The organism is Streptomyces telluris (assembly GCF_024519335.1).
Classification (GTDB): Bacteria; Actinomycetota; Actinomycetes; order Streptomycetales; family Streptomycetaceae; genus Streptomyces; species Streptomyces telluris.
Genome location: NZ_JANIID010000006.1, coordinates 117,329 through 137,804, shown reverse-complemented (window position 1 = coordinate 137,804; position 20,476 = coordinate 117,329). Strand labels below are relative to the sequence as shown.

Below are 20,476 nucleotides of genomic sequence, written 5' to 3'. Positions count from 1 at the left end.
CCCGCGAGGCACAGCGCCCTAGCGAACCGGTTCGACCAGCACCGTCACGATCCGGTTCCGGCGGCCCGCCGCAGCCTCCGCGGTCAGGCGGAGGCCGGTGATGCCGCCGGGCTCCCCGAGCCCGTAGCCGGCGAGGTCGACCTCGGCCACCGCGCCCGCGATCGGCACCCGGCCCAGGGACTTGGCCAGCAGGCCGCCGACCGTCTCCACGTCCTCGTCGTCGAGCTCGTCGAAGCCGTAGAGCTCGCCGAGGTCGCCGAGGTCGAGGCGGGCGGTGACGCGGTAGCGGCCGTCGCCGAGCTCCTCGACGGGCGGCAGCTCGCGGTCGTACTCGTCGGTGATCTCGCCGACGATCTCCTCGAGGATGTCCTCGATGGTGACGATGCCGGCGGTGCCGCCGTACTCGTCGATGGCGACGGCGCAGTGGTTGCGCTGCTGCTGCATCTCCCGCAGCAGGTCCCCCGCGTTCTTCGTGTCGGGCACGAAGACGGCGGGCCGCATCGCGGTGGAGACCAGCTCGGACTCCGCGTCCCGGCTGATGTGCGTCTTGCGGACGAGGTCCTTGAGGTAGACGACGCCCACGATGTCGTCCTCGCTCTCGCCGGTGACCGGGATCCGGGAGAAGCCGGAGCGCAGGGCGAGGGTGAGGGCCTGGCGGATGGTCTTGCCGCGCTCGATGACGACGAGGTCCGTGCGCGGCACCATCACCTCGCGCACGAGGGTGTCGCCGAGCTCGAAGACGGAGTGCACCATGCGGCGCTCCTCGTCCTCGATCAGGGACTCCTTCTCCGCGAGGTCGACCATCGCCCGCAGCTCGGCCTCGGAGGCGAAGGGGCCCTTGCGGAAGCCCTTGCCGGGGGTGAGGGCGTTGCCGATGAGGATCAGCAGCTGCGGCACCGGGCCCATGACGCGGGCGAGCGGCAGCAGGACGTAGGCGGCCGCGGTGGCGGTGCCCAGCGGGTGCTGGCGCCCGATGGTGCGCGGGGAGACGCCGACGGCCACGTAGGAGACGAGGACCATGACGGCGATGGCGACGGTCAGCGCCTGCCAGGTCTTCTCGAACTCCTGCAGGCAGGCGTAGGTGACCAGCACGCCGGCCGCCATCTCGCAGGCGACGCGGACGAGCAGGGCCACGTTCAGGTAGCGGGTGGGGTCGGCGGCGACGGCCATCAGCCGGGCGCTGCCGCGCCGCCCGGAGCGGACGGCCTCCTCCGCGCGGAACCGGGTGGTCCGCGCGAGGCCGGCCTCGGCGCAGGCGGCGAGCCAGGCCACGACCAGGAGGAGGACCGCGACCGCGATCAGTTGGCCGCTCACGTGATCGTGGGCGCCGGGGAGGGCCCCTCGATCCCGCGCTCGGCCCGCCAGCCGTCGACGATGGCGGCCTGGAGGCCGAACATCTCGGCCTTCTCGTCGGGCTCCTCGTGGTCGTAGCCGAGGAGGTGGAGGACGCCGTGGACGGTGAGCAGCTGGAGCTCCTCGTCCATGGAGTGCCGGGTCGGCGCGTCCAGGCCCTGCTTCTCGGCGACCTCCGGGCACAGCACGATGTCGCCGAGGAGGCCCTGGGGGGGCTCGTCGTCGTCCTTGGCCGGGGGACGGAGCTCGTCCATCGGGAAGGACATCACGTCGGTCGGGCCGGGCAGGTCCATCCACTGGATGTGGAGCTGCTCCATGGCTTCGGCGTCGACAACGATGACCGAGAGTTCGGAGAGCGGGTGGATGCGCATCCGGGCCAGGGCGTAGCGGGCGATGTCGAGGACCGCCTGCTCGTCGATGTCCGTGCCGGATTCGTTGTTGACGTCGATAGCCATCGTGTTTTTACCGGGGGGTGCTTTCGTTTCGGCTGTCGTACTGCTCGTACGCGTCGACAATACGGCCGACGAGCTTGTGCCGGACGACGTCGTTGCTGGTGAGCAGGGAGAAGTGGACGTCCTCCACCCCTTCGAGGATCTCCCGCACCTGGCGCAGGCCGCTCTTCGTACCGCCGGGGAGGTCGACCTGGGTGATGTCGCCCGTGATGACGATCTTGGAGTCGAAGCCGAGCCGGGTGAGGAACATCTTCATCTGCTCGGGGCTGGTGTTCTGGGCCTCGTCCAGGATGATGAAGGCGTCGTTGAGGGTGCGGCCGCGCATGTACGCGAGCGGCGCGACCTCGATCGTCCCCGCCGCCATCAGGCGCGGGATGGAGTCGGGGTCGAGCATGTCGTGCAGCGCGTCGTAGAGCGGGCGCAGGTAGGGGTCGATCTTCTCGTAGAGCGTGCCGGGCAGGAAGCCGAGCCGCTCGCCCGCCTCGACGGCCGGCCGGGTCAGGATGATCCGGTTGACCTGCTTGGACTGCAGGGCCTGGACCGCCTTGGCCATGGCCAGGTAGGTCTTGCCGGTGCCGGCGGGGCCGATGCCGAAGACGACCGTGTGCTTGTCGATCGCGTCGACGTAGCGCTTCTGGTTGAGCGTCTTGGGCCGGATGGTGCGGCCGCGGCTGGAGAGGATGTTCTGGGTGAGGACCTCGGCGGGGGTCTCGGCCCCCTGCTCCTCGTCCCTGAGCATGGCGATCGAGCGTTCCACCGCGTCCTCCGTCATCGGCGCACCCGTGCGGAGCACCAGCATCATCTCGTCGAACAGGCGCTGCACGAGGGCGACTTCCCGCGGCTCCCCGGTGGCGCTTACCTCATTGCCCCGTACGTGGATGTCCGTCGACGGGAACGCTTTCTCGATGACCCGCAGGAGGGAGTCCCCCGAGCCCAGGACCGTCACCATGGGGTGCTTGGCCGGGACCGTGAACCTCGCCGTCGCCTGCGGTCGTGTGGGTGTCTGCGTCATGGGCCGGCCCGATGGCCTGCTCATCGCCTCTTCTCTGCACTCCTGTGTCCGGACGGTGTCCGGAAATCCTTGGAATACCAGGGTACGACGGCAGGCGCACGGGCCCGAGGGCTTTTCCGGCTGCACGGGGCCCGCCCGCGCGGGCCCCCGCGGCTACGGTCTGCGGAAACCGAGCGTGGGGACCGCCCGGCGCAGCGGCCAGGGCCGGGCGGCCGCGGGCAGCAGGCCGTCGAGGAAGGCGTAGCGGCGGCGCACGGCCGGGCTCTGGTCGTCGTAGGACCGCACGTGCTTCCACCAGGCGGCGATCTCGACCCACCCGGGGGCCGACAGCGACCCTCCGAATTCCTGTACGGAAAGGGCGGCCGTCAGCCCGGCGAAGGCGAGCCGGTCGGCGAGCGGCCAGCCGGCCAGGGTGCCCGTGACGAAGCCCGCGACGAAGACGTCGCCGGCGCCCGTGGGGTCGAGCGCCTCGACGGCGATCGCCGGGACCTCCGCGCTCTCCCCCGTGCGGCTGTCGACCGCGAAGGCGCCCTTCTCCCCCATCGTGACGACGGCGACCGGCACCTTCTCGGCGAGCGCGCGGGCGGCGGCCCGGGGGCAGTCGGTGCGGGTGTAGCGCATGGCCTCCTCCGCGTTGGGCAGGAAGGCCTCGCAGTGCTCCAGGCCCGCCAGGTCGGCCGGGTCCCAGCGGCCGGTCTCGTCCCAGCCGACGTCCGCGAAGACCCTGCTGCCGCGGGCCGCCGCCCGGGCGATCCACTCCTCCTCGCGGCCCGGCACCAGCAGGGCCACGCAGGCTCGCGAGGACGGCGGGCACTCGGGCGCGGGCACCCCTCCGTCACCGGGCGGCGGCGCCTCGTGCCCGTGCGAGACCATCGTCCGCTCGCCCTCGTAGGCCATCGAGACGGTCACCGGCGAGTGCCAGCCGGCCACCGTGCGCGACAGGCCGAGATCGATCCCCTCCCCTTGCGCGAGCGCCTCCCAGCAGTACTCGCCGTACATGTCGTCCCCGAAGGCCGCGGCGAGGGAGGTGCGCAGGCCCAGCCGGGCCAGGGCGGTGGCCATGTTGGCGATGCCGCCCGGGCTCGACCCCATGCCGCGTGCCCAGGACTCCGTGCCGCGCACGGGGGCCGAGTCCAGGCCCGTGAAGATGATGTCGAGGAAGACCGTTCCGGTCAGGTACACGTCGGTGGGCGGGTCGTCCGCCGAGCGGACCTCCGCCAGCGGGTCGAGGACGGGAGCCGCCCCCTGGAACTCGAATCCCTCGGTGCGCTCGCCCGGGCAGTGCCCGTTCCGGATGTCCTGCCGGGGCGTCGAGTGGGGCGAAGAGGTCGTCATACGCGCTCGCTGCTCCTCTCACGGGGTGCGGATCCGGACAGTGTGCCCGATGCTGAGGTACCTTCCGGAATATGAGGCTGACGATTCTCGGCGGTGGCGGGTTCCGGGTGCCTCTGGTGCACCGGGCCCTCCTGGACGACGCGCGGCGCGACACCCCGGGCCGCTGTACGGAACTCGTGCTCTACGACACCGATTCCATGCGCATGAGAGTGATCGCTTCGGTGCTGGCGGCGCAGGCCGACGGGGTGCCCGGCGCCCCCTCCGTGCGCATCGCGCACAACCTGGACGACGCGCTGCGCGGCACCGACTTCGTGTTCTCGGCCATCCGGGTGGGCGGCACGGCCGGCCGGGTGCTGGACGAGCGGATCCCCCTGAGCGAAGGGGTGTTGGGGCAGGAGACCGTCGGCGCGGGCGGGGTCCTGTACGGGCTGCGCACGGTGCTGGTGGCCCTGGAGATCGCGGAACGGGTGGCGGCGGTCGCCCCCGACGCCTGGGTCATCAACTTCACCAACCCGGCGGGCATGGTGACGGAGGCGATGTCGGCCGTTCTGGGGCGGCGGGTCATCGGCATCTGCGATTCACCCGTGGGGCTGGTGCGCCGGGCGGCGCGGGCCGCCGGAGCCGACCCGGATCGGGTGACCTTCGACTACGTGGGACTCAACCACCTGGGCTGGCTCAGATCGCTGTGCGTCGACGGCGAGGACCTGCTGCCGCGCCTGCTCGCGGACGACGAGGCCCTCGCCTCCTTCGAGGAGGGCAAGCTCTTCGGCGCGGACTGGCTGCGCGCCCTGGGCTCGCTGCCCAACGAATACCTGCACTACTACTACTTCCGCCGCGAGACCCTGCGCTCGGTGCTGGAATCCCCCGAGACCCGGGGTCAGTTCCTCGACCAGCAGCAGAGCGGCTTCTTCACCGAGGCGGCGGCCACGCCGGAGCGCTCGTACGAGCTGTGGGAGCGCACCCGGCTGCAGCGCGAGTCCACCTACATGGCCGAGAGCCGCGCGGCCAGCGGCGGCTGGCAGCGGGACTCCTGCGACCTGGACGGCGGCGGCTACGACAAGGTCGCGCTCGAACTGATGCGGGCCATCGCCCGGGACGAGCCCGCGCGCCTGATCCTCAACGTCCCCAACGGCACGACCGTCCCCGGGCTGGCCCCCGAGGCCATCATCGAGACGGTCTGCGAAGTGGACGCCCGGGGCGCCCGCCCCCTGCCGTGCAAGCCCCTGCGCGAGGACCAGCTGGGACTGATGCTGCAGCTCAAGGCGGTCGAGCGGGCCACGATCGCGGCCGCGGTGCACGAGGACCGCGACGCGGCGCTGCGCGCCCTCGCCCTGCACCCGCTGGTCGACTCGCCGGCGGTCGCGGCCCGCATCCTGGCGCGGGCCGGGCGCGGGCCCGTCCGGCGCCCGGGAGGGGAGACCACGCCCCTACCCGCGTAGACACGGCTTGACCTGCAGATGCTTGACCTGCACCCGGCAAGGCCCTAGCTTCGCGCTGCACCGCCCTCGCTACTCAGGAGTACACACGTGCAGCTCAGCCTTGCGTCCAAGCGCGCCCGCATCGCCGCGGCCGGCGCCGCACTCGCCGTCGGCGCCGGCCTCTACACGGCCGGCGCGGCCAGCGCGGAGCACTCCGCTCCGCGCACGGACAAGGAGATCCCGAACCTCACCAAGGTGACGGACAAGATCAAGGCCTACTACGGCGACACGGTCGACAAGAACGGCCAGCACCACGCGTCGCCCGACAGCAACTACGCCAAGCAGGTCGCCGACATCGAGAAGAAGGCGAAGGCGCAGCTGGAGAAGGTCGTCAAGAACCAGGCGGGCAAGGGCGACAAGGGCGCCAAGCCCGCCATCGTCCTCGACCTCGACGACACGACCCTGCTCACCTACAACTACGAGCTCCAGGTCGGCTTCCACTTCACGCCCGAGTCCCAGGACGCGTACCTGAAGTCCACCGACATGGCCCCGGTCTTCGGCATGCCGAAGCTGGTCAACTGGGCGCAGTCCAAGGGCATCACGGTCTTCTACGTCACCGGCCGCGGCGAGCACCAGCGCGACTGGAGCGTGCGCAACCTCAAGAACGCCGGCTACAAGCCCGCCGCCGACCCCGCGCACTTCTACCTGAAGAACAAGAAGACGCCGCCGGCGTACCTGCCGTGCGGCGCCAAGTGCACCACCGTCGAGTACAAGGCGGGCACGCGCAAGCACATCGAGTCCCAGGGCTACCGCATCGTCGCCAACTTCGGCGACCAGTACAGCGACCTGCAGGGCGGGTACGCGCAGCACACCTACAAGCTGCCGAACCCCATGTATTTCCTTCCGTAACCGGGGCTCCGCCCCGGACCCCGGTCCTCGATCGCCGGACAGGCTCTAGTTGAGCGAACGCTTCGGTACCGGGATCCGCATGAGGTCCCGGGCCACCGTCAGGTCGCCCTCGAAGCCCGCCGCCCGGGCCTGCCGTTCGAAGACCGCGGGGTCGTCGTACCGCTGCGAGAAGTGCGTCAGCACGAGATGGCGCACGCCCGACTCCGCGGCGACCCGGCCGGCCTGGCCGGCCGTCAGGTGGCCGTGGTCCGCGGCGAGGGCCGCGTCCTCGTCGGTGAACGTCGACTCGATGACGAGCATGTCGCAGCCCTCGGCGAGCTCGTACACGCCGTCGCACAGCCGGGTGTCCATCACGAACGCGAACCGCTGCCCGCGCCGGACCTCGCTCACCTCGTCCAGGGTGACCCCGCCGACCGCGCCCTCGCGCTGCAGCCGGCCGACGTCCGGGCCGGCGATGCCGTGCGCGGCGAGCCGCTCGGGCAGCATGCGCCGGCCGTCGGGCTCGACCAGGCGGTAGCCGTAGGACTCGACCGGGTGGGAGAGCTTGCGGGCCTCCAGGCGGTACGAGGGCTCCTCCGCGAGCACCCCGCCCGCGCCGGAGACGGGCTCCTCGGCCAGTTGCACCGTCTCCCGGTAGGCGGTGGCGTACCGCAGGCGCTCGAAGAAGCGCTTGCCGCTGCGCGGGTAGTGCGCGGTGACGGTGTGCGGCACCTGGTCCAGGTTGATGCGCTGGATCACCCCGGCGAGGCCGAGGGAGTGGTCGCCGTGGAAGTGGGTGACGCACAGCCGGTTCAGGTCGTGCGCCGCCACCCCGGCGCGCAGCATCTGGCGCTGGGTGCCCTCGCCCGGGTCGAAGAGCAGACCGGTGCCGTCCCAGCGCAGGACGTAGCCGTTGTGGTTGCGGTGCCGGGTGGGCACCTGGCTGGCGGTGCCCAGGACGACGAGTTCACGTACGGACAAGGGGGTTCTTCCTACCCGGGGGGCCAGTTGAAGCCACGGCCGCCGAGGACGTGGGCGTGCGCGTGGAAGACGGTCTGGCCGGCGCCGGCGCCGGTGTTGAAGACGATGCGGAAGCCCTTGTCCCCGTTCTCCTGGAGAGCCACCTCGCCCGCGGTCCTCAGCACGTCGGCGGCGATCGCCGGCTCGGCCGCGGCGAGGGAGCCCGCGTCCGGGTAGTGCACCTTGGGGATGACCAGGACGTGCACGGGCGCCTGGGGGTTGATGTCCTGGAAGGCGAGGGTGGTCTCCGTCTCCTTGACGACCGTCGCCGGCACCTCCCCCTTGACGATCTTGCAGAACAGGCAGTCGGCCTGCGGTTCTCCCGCCACCGGTGGGCTCCTCACGCGTCGTCGGCTCGTACCGTCCGGATGTTACCGGGCGGCCTGCGATTCCCTCTCGCGGGCGCTCTTCAGCCGCTTCTGCTTCGCCTTCTCGGCCTCCTCGCGCTCGTTGCGCCGCCGGGCGTTGCCCCACCACATGGCGAGCACCACGGGCACCCCGCCGATCCACGCGAGCGCCTGCTCGTAGCCGCGGTCCGTCCACGGCACGGTCACCAGCAGCACCGCGCAGAGCGTGCCCCACAGCGAGTGCGCCACGGCCAGCTTCGCGGCGAAGGCGCGCCGGATCACCGACAGCAGGGTCAGCTGGGCGCCCTTCGGCAGTTTGAAGTACGTGCGCCAGACGCACAGCCCCCAGCCCACGCACATCAGGAAGAAGAACCACATGCGCGGGCCGAGCGGCGCGGGCAGGGAGGTGGGGTCGTCGCCGGTCGGGAAGGCCCGGGAGACGACGGCCGCGTAGACGAGGCAGACCAGCGCGACCCAGCGGGTGCGGCGCACCAGGCGCAGGGCGACGTCCTCCAGCTTGGCGGTGATGAACGCGCTCGTGGGGTCGGACCCCAGTGCGGCGGTGTACTCCTTGGCCAGCTCCGGCAGCCTGAGCTCGCGGGCCTCGTCCCTGAGCCCCGCGAGGATGGCGCGCGCGTCCGCGTCTTCGGGGGCGAAGCTCAGGACGTCGCGCATCACCTGCTGCGCACCGGCCTTGTCGTCCATGTCCATCAGGACCGAGTACCGGGCGAAGTGCGCGTTCACGGACTCCGGGCTGACGCGCACGGACTCGTTCGCGGCCGCCAGGGCTCCGTCGAGATCGCCGGTGGCGCGCAGTGCCGCCGACAGCGACTGGTAGGGCGTCTGGTGGTGCGGCGAGATCCGTATCGCCTCGCGGGCCGCGGTGACGGCCTCGTCCGCGCGGCCGAGGCGCCACAGCGCCTCGCTGCGGTAGATGTGGCCGTCGGTGTGGGACGGGTTGAGGCTGAGCGCGGACTCCGCCATGACCAGGGACGCGGGCCACTTCTGCGTCCGGTAGAAGCAGCAGGCGAGCAGGGCGTAGACGTCGGCGTCCTTGTGGGAGACCTCCTTCGTGTGCGCGGTGAGAAGGTCACAGGCGTCCTCGACGCGGCCGACGCTCAGCAGCGCCTCGGCTCGGGCCACGTTCGGGTGGCCGCCGCCGTACGGGGTGTCGCTCACGCTCAGAGCATCCTCTTCTTCTTGAGGTAGGCCAGCAGCTCGTCGTACTGCCCGCCTTCGTTGGCGAACTGGGCGACGCTGCGGGCCGAGTCGAACCACGGGCCCGTCGAGGGCCGGAGCTGGGTGAGGGCCGCGAGCAGGTCGTCGGTCTCGATCATGCGGGCCTGGCCGGTGCGGACCGAGTCCATCAGGGCGCGCTCGGCCGCGCTCTCGCACAGGTGGCGCAGGTCCGCGCCGGAGAAGCCGTCCGTGCGCTTGACCAGCTTGCGCAGGTCGATGCGGGCCACCGGGCGGTCCTTGAGGTGGTGGCGCAGGATCGACTCGCGGGCGGACTCGTCGGGCGGCAGCACCAGCACCGTGCGGTCCAGGCGGCCGGGGCGGCGCAGGGCGGGGTCGACGTCCCAGGGGTGGTTGGTGGCGGCGAGCACGAACAGGCCCTCGTTGGCCCGGGCGTCCACGCCGTCCAGCTCGGTCAGCAGCTGGTTGACCGTGGTGCGCAGGCCGGAGTGGCGGAGCTGGCTGCGCTTGGCGCCGAGGGCGTCCAGCTCGTCGAGGAAGACGACGCAAGGGGCGTTGCGGCGGGCCGTCTCGAAGAGTTCGCGCAGGTTGCGCTCGGAGTTGCCGATCCACATGTCGAGGACGTCGGTGATGCTGACCGACATGAAGCGGGCGCCCAGCTCGCCGGCGACGGCGCGGGCGATGTACGTCTTGCCGCAGCCGGGCGGCCCGTACATCAGCAGTCCGCCGCGCAGGCTCTTGCCGTAGAGCCTGCGCAGTTCGGGGTTGCGCATGGGGGCGAGGAAGGCGGCCTGGAGGCGCTCCTTGACCTGGTCCATGCCGCCGACGTCGGCGAGGGAGAGCTCCGCGTTCTCGACGTCCCAGGCGCTCACCCCGGCCGGGTCGTCCTCGCCGTCGGCGGACAGCGGCTGTGGCTGTGGCTGCTGACCGGGCTCCGGCTCCGGGGACTCCACGAAGCGCGGCGGGATGACGTCGGACAGCTCGTCCTCGGCCTGCTTCCAGTCGTAGCGGGGCTGTTCGGCGGGCGCGCCGTCCCGGGCCTCGGCGGGCGCGGGTACGGGTGCGGGCGCGGCCTGCGCGGGGGCCTGTGCGGGAGCCGGGGCCGCGGCCGGAGCAGGCACCGGCGGGGCGACGGCGCGGGCGATCAGCGCCTGTGCCTCCGCGTTGCCCGGTTCCCGCTGCAGGGCCGCGGCGACCTGGGAGATCGTGTCCTGGACGTGCCCCGCGTCGAGGAGCAGCTGGGCGAGGTGCAGGCGCAGGGGCACGTCGTCGGGCGCGGCGTCGACGGCCGCGCGCAGGCTCTTGAGGAGCGGGGACTCTTCGGACATGGACCAAGGGTAAGCGGGTGTCCGGGGCGGCTTTCCAGGCGGCTTGGCGATGTCCCTACTTGGACTGGTGATGTCCTTCCTGCCAGTTTTTGTCGTCCTTCTTCCCCTGTTTGCCGCCGTTGTTGCCGGTGCTCTTGTCGCCGCCGCCCTTGCCGCCCCCGCTGCCGCCGCCGCAGTCGCCGCCGCCGTTCGTCGCGCCGCTGCCCGAGCAGTCGCCGAGGACGCTCGCCGTGAAGACCGACTTGCCGTCGACCTTCGCCGTCAGCTTCCCCTGCACGCACGAGTCGTCGTGGAGGCCCGTCACCCGCCCGTAGACGATGATCTTCTGCCCGCCGCTGGTGCGGCCGTCGCAGTCGACGCCGACGGCGTTGACCGGCCGCGCCCCGCCCTTCTCCGTCACGCCGGGGTCCTCGGCCTTGCCCGTGCAGGTCAGCCACTGGACGGGATAGCCGTCGTGCTCCAGGCGGCCGGTGGCCCGCTTGTCGGCGGTCACGGCCACGATCACCGAGTCCAGCCCACCCGGGCCCTCCTGACGGCAGCCGGTGAGCCCCGCCGCGGCCGCGGCCGTGAGTGCCAGCGCACCCGCTGCACACAGCACCGATCGTCCCCGTAGGCGCCTCAATGCCCGCATACGCGGCAGTTTCCCACTCCCCGGGGCCGGGCGGAAGGCCCGACCGGTCCGGCAATGCCCCAACTCCCCGGCATCGACCGTAAGTTCGGAAACACAGGATTTATCAATTACGCACCTGAGTTTCACCCGCCCCCCTTACTCTCTCCTGCGAAGGGGGACACACGCGCACTGGGGAGTCGCGTGAGGGGGCATTCAACGCTGCGGTGACGGCCGGGGGTCTTGGCCGTCGCGCGGCTCGTGGCTGACTCAGCGCTGCCGGGCGCGCCCACGGCATTCATGTCTAGGGGGGACATCTTTGCTCACGTCCGTATTGGTCTGCGCCGTGTCACTGGCGCTGTTCTGGATGGCCGCCTTCACGCTGTGGTGGCAGATGCACGCCTGGCGCACGCCCGAGACGCTCGCCGCGACCCGCTTCGAGCCGGCCGGTGACACCGGCGCCCTGTCGTTCTCCCTGCTGGTGCCCGCCCGGCACGAGCAGGCCGTCCTCGAACACACCGTCAGACGCCTGCTGGAGTCCACGCACGCGCGCTACGAGATCCTCGTGATCGTCGGGCACGACGACCCGGAGACCGCGGAGGTCGCCGAGCGGATGGCCGCCGCCGCGCCCAACCGCGTCCGGGTCATCACCGACACGCACGCCGTGAAGAACAAGCCCAAGGCGCTCAACACCGCGCTCCCCCACTGCCTGGGCGACGTGGTCGGCGTCTTCGACGCCGAGGACCAGGTGCACCCGGCGCTGCTCGCGCACGTCGACCACGCCTTCCGCAGCACCGGCGCCGACGTCGTGCAGGGCGGCGTCCAGCTCATCAACTTCCACTCCAGCTGGTACAGCCTGCGCAACTGCCTGGAGTACTTCTTCTGGTTCCGCAGCCGGCTGCACCTGCACGCGGAGAAGGGCTTCATCCCGCTCGGCGGCAACACCGTCTTCGTCCGCACCGAGGTGCTGCGCGAGGCGGACGGCTGGGACGCCGACTGCCTCGCCGAGGACTGCGACCTGGGCGTGCGGCTGTCCAGCAAGGGCAAGCGCGTCGTCGTCGCCTACGACCCCGAGATGGTCACCCGCGAGGAGACGCCGGGCTCGCTGATGAGCCTGCTCAAGCAGCGCACCCGCTGGAACCAGGGCTTCCTGCAGGTCTACCGCAAGCGCGACTGGCACCGGCTGCCCGGCTTCGGGCAGCGGATGCTCGCCCGCTACACCCTGATGACACCGTTCCTGCAGGCCTTCACCGGCGTGGTCGTGCCGCTCAACATCGCGGTGACGCTCCTGCTCCACGTCCCCGTGTACGTCGCGGTGCTCACCTTCCTGCCGGCCGTCACCGCCTTCGTCACCTTCGTCTTCGAGATCGTCGGCCTGCACGACTTCGGCGTGCAGTACGGCCTGCGCGTGCGCTTCGCGCACTACCTCAAGCTCGTCCTCGGCGGGCCCTTCTACCAGCTGCTCCTCGCCGGAGCCGCGATCCGCGCGGTCTGGCGCGAGCAGCGGGGCCGCAACGAGTGGGAGCTCACCGCCCACGCCGGCGCGCACCTCACCCGAGAGGACGTCACGACGTGACCGCCACCTTCCCCGCCGCCCCGGCCCGCCCGGCGGCGGCCCCTCACCACGCCACGGCCCGGGCCGCCGCCCGCCCCGTGCTGCGCCTGCGCCGCTCCCGCCCCGACCTGCTGGCGTGCGGTCTGCTGCTGGTGGCCGTCCTGCTCGTCCAGGGGTGGAACATCACCGGCTACCCGGGCCTGAGCGACGACGAGGGCACCTACCTGGCCCAGGCGTGGGCCGTCCAGCAGGGCGAGGGCCTCGCCCACTACACCTACTGGTACGACCACCCGCCGCTGGGCTGGCTCCAGATAGCCGCGCTGACGTGGCTGCCCTCGCTCCTCTCGCCCGAGTCGCTGACGGTCGCCCCGATGCGTGGCGCGATGCTCGTGGTGACGGCGGCGAGCTGCGTCCTCCTCTACGTGCTCGCGCGCCGGCTCGGCCTGCAGCTGTGGGCCGCGGGCCTGGCCACGGCCCTGTTCGGGCTGTCCCCGCTCGCCGTCGTCCTGCAGCGGGAGATCTTCCTCGACAACCTCGCCGTCATGTGGATGCTGCTGGCCTTCTGCCTCGCCGCCTCCCCCCGCCGGCACCTGTGGCACCACTTCGGCGCGGGCGTGACCGCCGCGGTCGCCGTGCTGTCGAAGGAGACCATGCTGGTCGTCCTGCCCGCGCTGCTGGTGACCATGTGGCGGCACAGCCACCGCGACACCCGCAAGTTCGCGCTCACGGGCGCGATCACCGTGTGCGCGCTGATCGGCCTGGCGTATCCGCTGTTCGCTCTGCTCAACCACGAGCTGTTCCCCGGCCCCGGGCACGTCTCGCTCGTCGACGGCATCACGTACCAGATGAGCCGGGCCGGTTCGGGCTTCCTCCTCGACCCCTCGTCCGCCGCCCACGACGTGCTGGGCTCCTGGCTCTACTACGACCGGGTGCTGCCCGTGGGCGGCCTCGCCGCGGCCGTGGTGCTCCTGGCCTCCTTCCGCCGCTCCGTGACCGGCAGGGCGCTCGCCGGGCCCGCGCTGGCCGTGCTGATCCTGACGGCCGTGGCCATGCGCCCCTCGGGCTACCTGCCGGCCATGTACGTCATCCAGGCCCTGCCGTTCCTGGCCCTGGCCCTCGCCGGAGCGGCCGCGTCCGTGGCCTGCGCGCTGCTGCGCACCCGGCCCGGCTTCCGCCGGCGCTGGTACGCGGCGCGCTGGACCGCGCTCGTCCTGCTGGCCGTGACGGCCGCCGCGTACGTGGTGCCGCGCTGGTACGACGGCGACCGCGCCGCCCTCACCACCGACGTCAACGGCCCCTACCGCGCCGCGAAGACCTGGCTCGCCGACCGGGGCAACGTCCCCGACCCCGCCCGTACGCGCGTCCTCGCCGACGACGCGATCTGGCTCGACCTGGTGCACGCCGGCTACGCGCCCGGCACGGGCGCCATCTGGTTCTACAAGGCCGACCTGGACCCGGCCGTGAGCAGGACGCTGCCACGGGGGTGGCAGGACCTGGACTACGTGGTCGCCTCGCCGACGGTGCGGCGCGACGCCTCCCACCTTCCGGTGGTCAAGGGGGCGTTGGAGCACTCGACGGTGGTCGCGGCCTTCGGGCGCGGAGAGGACCGGATCGAGATCCGGCGGGTCGGGGTCGCCCCGTGACGCTCTTCGAGACCGGCGCGCCCCGGGAGGCCGACGCCCGCGCCGACACCCGCGCCGAGGTTCCCGCCAAGGTTTCCCCCGAGGTGACCGCCGGCGCCCCGCGCGCCGTCACCGAGGCGGTCACCGTCCTGGTCCCCACCTTCAACGAGGCCGGGAACGTGGCGGAGTTGCTGCGCCGCCTCGGCGCGGCCCTGCCCGCCCGCCTCTCCTCCTGCGAGATCGTCTTCGTCGACGACTCCACCGACGACACCGCCGAGGCGATCCGGGAGGCCGCCCGCACCTGCCCGTACCCCGTCACGGTCATCCGGCGCCGGGAGCCCGTGGGCGGGCTCGGCGGGGCCGTCGTCGAGGGCATACGGGCGGCAGGCACGCGGAAGCCCGGCTGGATCGTCGTCATGGACGCCGACCTGCAGCACCCGCCCGAGCTCGTGCCGGACCTGGTCGAGGCGGGGCTGCGCGAGGGCGCCGACCTCGTCGTCGCCAGCCGCTACCGCCCCGGCGGCAGCCGGGCCGGCCTCGCCGGCGGCCGCCGCGTCGCCGTCTCGCGCGCCGCGACCTGGCTGGCCAAGGGGGCCTTCCCCCGGCTGCTGCGCGGCATCAGCGACCCCATGAGCGGCTTCTTCGCCGTCCGGCGCGAGACGGTCGCGACGACGGAGGAGCTGCGCCCCCTGGGCTACAAGATCCTCATGGAGCTGGCGGTGCGCTGCCGCCCGTCGTCCGTCACCGAGCTGCCGTTCGCCTTCCAGGACCGCTTCTCCGGCGAGTCCAAATCCTCGGCCCGCGAAGGATTCCGCTTCCTGGGACACCTCACGACGCTGCGCACCTCGGCCCCCTGGGCCCGCATGCTGGTGTTCGGCCTCATCGGCCTGACCGGCTTCCTGCCCAACCTGCTGGGCCTGCACCTGCTGACGGGCGCCGGGCTGCACTACGTACCGGCGGAGATCGCGGCCAACCAGCTCGGCGTGCTGTGGAACTTCCTCCTGATCGAGGTGCTGCTCTTCCGCGACCGGCGCCGCCACCGCCACTGGGCGGACCGCCTGAGCCGCTTCGCGCTCCTCGCCAACGCCGATCTGCTGCTGCGGATCCCGCTCATCGCGCTGTTCGTCGGCGTGCTGCACCTCGAAGTGCTGCACGCGACGGCCATCGCCCTGCTGACGACCTTCGTGCTGCGCTTCGCGGCGACGGAGGCCCTGGTCTATCTGCCGCGCAAGGCCCGCAAGGGCCCAAAGAGCCGCGAGCGGCACCGTGGAGAAGGGACGGACGGATGTCACTGACGACGGGACGGAACCCGCTGAAGGAACGCCGCAGACGCGGCAGACGCGCACGGCTGGCGACGGCGGTGCTCGTCACCGTCACGGCCTCGGCCGGCCTGCTGCTGTCGGCCCCCGGCCCGGCCAGCGCCGGCTCGAACCTGCTGGTGAACCCCGGCTTCGAGTCCGTCCGCGCGAACGGCGAGCCCACCTGCTGGCAGAAGTCCGGCTGGGGCGACAATGACTTCACGTACGCCCTGACGGGCGCCGCCGAGGCCCACAGCGGCGGTCGGGCGATGTCGGTGACGCTCACCCGGCGGCTGAGCGGGGACCGCAAGGCCCTGATGCTGGAGGACACCTCCTGCGCGCCGAACGTGAGCCCGTCCCACCAGTACGACCTGTCCCTCTGGTACAAGTCGACGACGCCCGACGCCTCCGTCACCGTCTTCCGGCACGACGTGAAGGACGGCTGGCAGTACTGGACCGACCTCAAGACGCTGCCGGTGAGCGCGGGCTACACGCGCGCCCAGGTCCGCACGCCCGTCGTCCCGCCCGGCACGGACCAGATCACCTGGGGCGTCTCGGTGTACGGCACGGGCACCGTCACCACCGACGACTACGTGATGGAGGACGCCACCCAGCCGGCCCCCGGCGACGTCTGCACCGCGGGCGCCGCATGCACCAAGGGCAGCTGGGCCGTGATGCCGTTCAAGAACCCCGTCCGCAGCATGCACTCGGTGGTGCTCCGCAACGGCAAGGTCCTGCTCGTCGCGGGCTCCGGCAACGACCCGGAGATGTTCAAGGCGGGCACGTTCACATCGGCGGTCTACGACCCGAAGACCGGCGCGATGAAGACCGTCCCCACCCCGGTCGACATGTTCTGCGCGGGCCACGTGCAGCTCTCCGACGGCCGCGTCCTGATCATGAGCGGCAACAAGGCCTACCCGGCGGCGGACGGCAGCCACGGCTACGAGGGCTTCAAGGACTCGTACCTCTTCGACCCGTCCAGCGAGTCGTACGTGAAGACGAACGACATGAACGACGGCCACTGGTACCCGTCCGCGACGATCCTCGGCAACGGCGACGTCATCTCCTTCGGCGGGCTGCGCGAGGACTCCACGGGCAGCGTCACCGCCGAGAAGTTCAGCCAGGCGCAGCAGAAGTGGCTGCCGATGAACGAGGTCAACCAGACCTGGTCGTACTGGGGCCTGTACCCGTCGATGATCCTCATGCAGGACGGGCGGCTGTTCTACTCCGGCAGCCACGTCTTCGGCAACGGTACGCCGGGCACGGGAGCCTCGGTCTACGACTACGGCGCCAACAAGATCACCGACGTGCCCGGGCTGCAGGACAAGGACCACCGCGACCAGTCCGCGAGCGTCCTGCTGCCGCCCGCGCAGGACCAGCGCGTCCTGACGATGGGCGGCGGCAACGTCAACACGAACCCCGAGGCGAACCGTCACACGGACATCATCGACCTGAAGAAGCCCAACCCGGCGTACGCGCCCGGCCCGCTGCTCCCGCAGGGCGAGGTCGACCAGGGCCAGGGCCGCAAGCCGCAGACGGGCGGCCAGGGCAAGATGTACGTCTCGGCGGTCCTCCTCCCGGACGGCAAGGTCCTGGAGACGGGCGGCGGCCTGCACGACCGGGCCGACCCCGTCTACGAGGCGTCGATGTTCAACCCGGCCGCGAACACCTTCCAGCCGGGCCTGGCGACGGACCCGATCCCGCGGACGTACCACTCGTCGGCGTTCCTGCTGCCCGACGGCCGGGTGATGGCCGTCGGCGACAACCCCGGCAACGGCACCTTCGACGACCACGTGTCGATCTACACCCCGCCGTACCTCTACAAGGGCGCGCGCCCGCAGATCACGTCGGTCGCGACGGACCAGTGGAGCTACGCGAGCACGCAGCGGATCACGGTGGACCGGCCGGTGGTCAAGGCGGAACTGATCCGCCCGGCGGCCGTCACCCACTCCTCCGACCCCAACCAGCGCTTCGTCGACCTGCCGATGAGCGTCGGCTCGGACGGCAGGACGATCGACCTGAACGTCACCAGCAACCCCAACCTGGCGCCGCCCGGCTGGTACATGCTGTTCGCGGTCGACGCGGCCGGGGTCCCGTCCGTGGCCTCCTGGGTGCACCTGGGCGGACCGCAGGCCACCGCGGCGGAGGCGAGCCCGATGGTGCACGGTTTCGCGGGCGGCATGCCGCACTCCGCGGAGAAGAAGCAGGAACCGAAGCGCACTTCAGTGAAGGTCGACACCCAGATCGCGGGCTGCGACCGGCACTACGGCGCGGAGAACGTGTGCGTGCCGACGGTGTTCCCGGCGAAGGTCGCGCCGACGACGAAGGCACGGTGCGAGTGGCTCGGCAAACACGGCTACAAGAACCTGAGGGTGAACGGGAAGGACGACCCGCTGAGGCTGGACCCGGACGGGAACGGGAAGGCGTGCGGGTGAGCGTGTAGGGGGTACCTGAAGAACTGAGGTGGGAGCCCTGCTGCCGGCGAGAAGAAAGCCGGCAGCAGGGCTCCTTCATGGGGCGGCGGACGAAGTAAACGGCAGAATTCCGGACGGGCTGGTGACCTGCTCCTCGGGCCCCGCGCGGTCGGAAAACGGTGTGACAGCCGGTCCGGACAGGGCCGAAGCTGGGCGGATGACCGAACGTCTGCACGTCTTCGGTATCCGTGTCGTCCCTTCGGACCCGCGGGACCGGTACGACAACCCCGAGGTCCGCCCGCTGATCGACGGCACGGACTTCGTCGGGCGCGACTACGACGGGGCGATGTGCGGCGACGCACGCGACTGGCTGCTTCCCGGCGGACCGTTCTCCGTAGGGGACACGCCGCACGAAGTGGAGCTGGCGGCGTGGTGCCCGTGCTCCTGCCGCACCCTCGACGTGACGATGCGGCGCGAGGGCGGCACGGTGGTCTGGCAGTGGGAGGAGCCCGGGGACGGCTCCCCGCCTTCCAGGCATTCCAGCGAATACCGCTTCGACGCCGGGCAGTACGACGCCGAAGTGGAGCGGGCCGTCGAGGACCGCAGCTGGGAATGGCCTTCCGCGGCCGTCGCCCGGATGCTCGGCGGCGTCCTCCGTTCCCGCACCGACTGGCTCGACGCCTGGACGTGCGAACTCGGTGCCGTCTGGTCACCTCCGGGAGCCCTCGACGAGATCCGCCTCTTCTTCCAGGCCTACGCGCTGCAGCCCGACGGGGCCCGGGCCTTCAAGGGCTGGTTCGGGACCGTGCGACCGGTCACCGGCGAGGACCCCGCGGCACAGGCCGAGCGCCTGGCGCGGGAGCTCACGGCTGGCGACCCGCGCGAGGCGGACGGCATGCGGAGCGAGCCCGGCACGCCCCTCGACGACTGGCTGGGCACGCCCGACGTCTGCGGCCCGAGCAGCCACAAGTGGTACCGCACCGCGTGACGGCCCCGCCCTAGGAGACGCCTGCCGGGGCCTGGCGGCGGAGCTGGCCCGGGGTCGTGCCGAGGCGTTCGCGGAGGAGGGTGGTGAGGGTGGTGGCGTTCTCGTAGCCGACGCGGCGGGCCACGGCGTCGGTGGGCAGACCGGTCGTACGGAGCAGATGAGCGGCCTGTTCGAGGCGGATGCGCTGGGCGAAGCGCAGCGGCGACATGCCGAGGACGCGGTCGACGGCGCGCTGCAGGGTGCGCTCGCTCACGCCCAGGCCGCGGGCGACGTCCGCGATGCGCAACGGCTGTTCGAGGTGCTCTCGCACCCAGCGCTCGTAGCCGGCGACCAGCGGGTCCGTACGGGCCAGGTGACTGGGCACGGCGTAGCCCGCCTGGGCGGGGCGGCTGTCGATGAGCAGGTAACGGGCGGTGAGCTCCGCGAGGGCCGGGCTGCGGTCCCGCACGAGCGACAGCGCGAGGTCCAGGTGCGCCGTGGCGGCGCCGGCCGTGGTCACGCCCGGGGCGTGGGCGAGCATGCGCGTCTCGTCCAGCAGAACCTGGGGATAGCGCTGCCGGAAGTCGGGCGCGAGCCACCACGTGGTGGTGGCGGGCTGCCCGTCGAGCACGCCGCTCTCCGCGAGCAGGAACGTGCCGGTGCAGGCGGCGGCGATGGCCGTACGGGCGGCCCGGGCCTGCCGCACGAGCTCCCTCGCGGCCTCCCGCTCCGGCGAAGCCACCCACTCGGCCAGCGGCCCCGCCTGCCTGTGCCCGGCTGCGGGCACGACGAGCGCGTCGGGCACGGGGGCCGCGCCCGGGGAAACGGCATCCACCCGGTGCCCGGCGGCGGTCCGCACCGTCGTCTCGTACGGGCTGACGCAGGCCACGTCCCACGGGGGCGGCGGCTGCGGCACCTCGTGGCGCAGTTCGCCGGCCGTCTGCAGCACGTCGAGCACGGACGCAAGCCCGGAATCGAACACGCCGTCCACGACCAGAACCGAGATCTTCACGCCGGAAACGCTAAGGGACGGGCCGCGTCCGCCAGGGGGACGGCGTGGCCGGTGGGGGGCAAATTCGCCGGGTTGCGGGTGGGGGGCGGGCGGGAGGGTGGTTGCGTTCCGTGGTTCGGGTGCGGCTCAGAACAGGCTGGCAGCAGGGGGAGGGGTGGGGGGCGCGGGTCCGGTTCGTTGGCTGTGCGGCCGGTGGGAGGTGGGCCGCCGTACTCGTGCCGTCGCGGATGCACGCGCGTAAGGAGACCGGTCCCTCCGGCCGTGGCTGAGGGGGAGCTGGCTGCTGCCGCGATGTGGTTCCTGCCGTCGTGGGCGCTTCGCTCAGCTCGCCACCGTCGTGGCTGGGCGGGCGGGTGTCCCTGGGCTGTGGTTCCTGTGGCGTAGGGCGTGTGGTGGGGCTGCGGGTGGCTTGCGGCCTGCGAGCGGGCCCGGTTATCCGCCGCGGCGGCGGCCAACTGCCCCCGAATATGGGCTCCTGTGACAGGAGAGGCCCGGTGGGGCTGAAGGTGGCCCGCAGTCTGCGACTCGGCCCGCTTCTCCGCCGCAGCGGGCGGCTGGCCGCCCCTGAGGGGGCTCGCCTGTGACAGGAGCACTCTCGCGGGGCCGCTGAGGTGCTCGGCCGCCATCCCGGGCCACTTATCCGCCCGCTGC

The 20,476-nt window shown here is 72.1% G+C and carries 17 protein-coding genes; 7 read left to right on the top strand and 10 right to left on the bottom strand.

The annotated features are described in order from the left end of the window. Positions 1-18 precede the first annotated feature (18 nt). The 4 genes from NQU55_RS09260 to NQU55_RS09245 form a co-directional block, all read right to left on the bottom strand. Positions 19-1,314 carry a hemolysin family protein gene (locus NQU55_RS09260; protein ID WP_256790232.1) on the bottom strand — a complete coding sequence of 432 codons (1,296 nt, stop codon included), beginning with the start codon at positions 1,312-1,314 and terminating at the stop codon, positions 19-21. Then, positions 1,311-1,808, bottom strand: a complete 498-nt coding sequence (gene ybeY, locus NQU55_RS09255) for an rRNA maturation RNase YbeY (RefSeq protein ID WP_168095635.1) — start codon at positions 1,806-1,808, stop codon at positions 1,311-1,313. Before ybeY ends, NQU55_RS09260 begins: the two co-directional genes overlap by 4 nt. Positions 1,809-1,815: 7 nt before the next feature. Beyond that, complete coding sequence (locus NQU55_RS09250; protein ID WP_168095636.1) at positions 1,816-2,817, bottom strand: PhoH family protein; 1,002 nt, start codon at positions 2,815-2,817, stop codon at positions 1,816-1,818. A gap of 153 nt (positions 2,818-2,970) precedes the next feature. Next, on the bottom strand, positions 2,971-4,152 hold the full coding sequence (locus NQU55_RS09245) for a carbohydrate kinase family protein (RefSeq protein WP_168095637.1): 1,182 nt from the start codon (positions 4,150-4,152) through the stop codon (positions 2,971-2,973). 71 nt (positions 4,153-4,223) lie between these two features. Here NQU55_RS09245 and NQU55_RS09240 point away from each other — a divergent pair, with 71 nt between their 5' ends. After that, complete coding sequence (locus tag NQU55_RS09240) at positions 4,224-5,591, top strand: 6-phospho-beta-glucosidase (protein ID WP_168095638.1); 1,368 nt, start codon at positions 4,224-4,226, stop codon at positions 5,589-5,591. A gap of 87 nt (positions 5,592-5,678) precedes the next feature. Next, a complete protein-coding gene (locus NQU55_RS09235) occupies positions 5,679-6,479 on the top strand; it encodes an HAD family acid phosphatase (RefSeq protein WP_168095639.1) in 801 nt (266 codons plus the stop codon). A gap of 45 nt (positions 6,480-6,524) precedes the next feature. Here NQU55_RS09235 and NQU55_RS09230 read toward each other — a convergent pair whose 3' ends face one another. From NQU55_RS09230 to NQU55_RS09210, 5 genes are read right to left on the bottom strand one after another with little or no spacing between them, the layout of a single operon-like run. After that, the gene (locus tag NQU55_RS09230) at positions 6,525-7,439 is read right to left on the bottom strand and encodes a ribonuclease Z (RefSeq protein WP_256790228.1); all 915 of its coding nucleotides are present in this window, start codon (positions 7,437-7,439) and stop codon (positions 6,525-6,527) included. Between the two features lie 11 nt (positions 7,440-7,450). Next, on the bottom strand, positions 7,451-7,807 hold the full coding sequence (locus NQU55_RS09225; protein ID WP_168096943.1) for a histidine triad nucleotide-binding protein: 357 nt from the start codon (positions 7,805-7,807) through the stop codon (positions 7,451-7,453). A 42-nt stretch (positions 7,808-7,849) separates the two neighbouring features. Continuing rightward, positions 7,850-9,004 carry a tetratricopeptide repeat protein gene (locus NQU55_RS09220; RefSeq protein WP_256790227.1) on the bottom strand — a complete coding sequence of 385 codons (1,155 nt, stop codon included), beginning with the start codon at positions 9,002-9,004 and terminating at the stop codon, positions 7,850-7,852. Between the two features lie 2 nt (positions 9,005-9,006). Further along, positions 9,007-10,350: an ATP-binding protein gene (locus tag NQU55_RS09215; protein ID WP_168094258.1), complete on the bottom strand. Its 1,344-nt coding sequence runs from the start codon at positions 10,348-10,350 to the stop codon at positions 9,007-9,009. Positions 10,351-10,405: 55 nt separating this feature from the next. Beyond that, complete coding sequence (locus NQU55_RS09210) at positions 10,406-10,948, bottom strand: hypothetical protein (protein WP_168094257.1); 543 nt, start codon at positions 10,946-10,948, stop codon at positions 10,406-10,408. A 328-nt stretch (positions 10,949-11,276) separates the two neighbouring features. On the opposite strand from NQU55_RS09210, the gene NQU55_RS09205 reads away from it, so the two are divergent. The 5 genes from NQU55_RS09205 (at position 11,277) to NQU55_RS09185 (ending at position 18,834) form a co-directional block, all read left to right on the top strand. Then, on the top strand, positions 11,277-12,533 hold the full coding sequence (locus tag NQU55_RS09205; RefSeq protein ID WP_168094256.1) for a glycosyltransferase: 1,257 nt from the start codon (positions 11,277-11,279) through the stop codon (positions 12,531-12,533). Next, positions 12,530-14,155 (top strand): ArnT family glycosyltransferase, encoded by a 1,626-nt coding sequence (locus NQU55_RS09200; RefSeq protein ID WP_168094255.1) that lies wholly within the window; start codon positions 12,530-12,532, stop codon positions 14,153-14,155. The genes NQU55_RS09205 and NQU55_RS09200 overlap by 4 nt, the downstream gene beginning before the upstream one ends. Positions 14,156-14,238: 83 nt before the next feature. Next, entirely contained in the window at positions 14,239-15,429 is a 1,191-nt protein-coding gene (locus NQU55_RS09195; protein ID WP_168094260.1) for a glycosyltransferase, read from the top strand. Continuing rightward, the gene (locus NQU55_RS09190; RefSeq protein WP_168094254.1) at positions 15,420-17,867 is read left to right on the top strand and encodes a galactose oxidase early set domain-containing protein; all 2,448 of its coding nucleotides are present in this window, start codon (positions 15,420-15,422) and stop codon (positions 17,865-17,867) included. The genes NQU55_RS09195 and NQU55_RS09190 overlap by 10 nt, the downstream gene beginning before the upstream one ends. Positions 17,868-18,063: 196 nt before the next feature. Then, positions 18,064-18,834 carry a hypothetical protein gene (locus NQU55_RS09185; RefSeq protein ID WP_168094253.1) on the top strand — a complete coding sequence of 257 codons (771 nt, stop codon included), beginning with the start codon at positions 18,064-18,066 and terminating at the stop codon, positions 18,832-18,834. Between the two features lie 10 nt (positions 18,835-18,844). On the opposite strand, the gene NQU55_RS09180 is transcribed toward NQU55_RS09185, so the two are convergent. Next, positions 18,845-19,825 (bottom strand): GlxA family transcriptional regulator, encoded by a 981-nt coding sequence (locus tag NQU55_RS09180; RefSeq protein ID WP_256790225.1) that lies wholly within the window; start codon positions 19,823-19,825, stop codon positions 18,845-18,847. Positions 19,826-20,476: the final 651 nt, after the last annotated feature.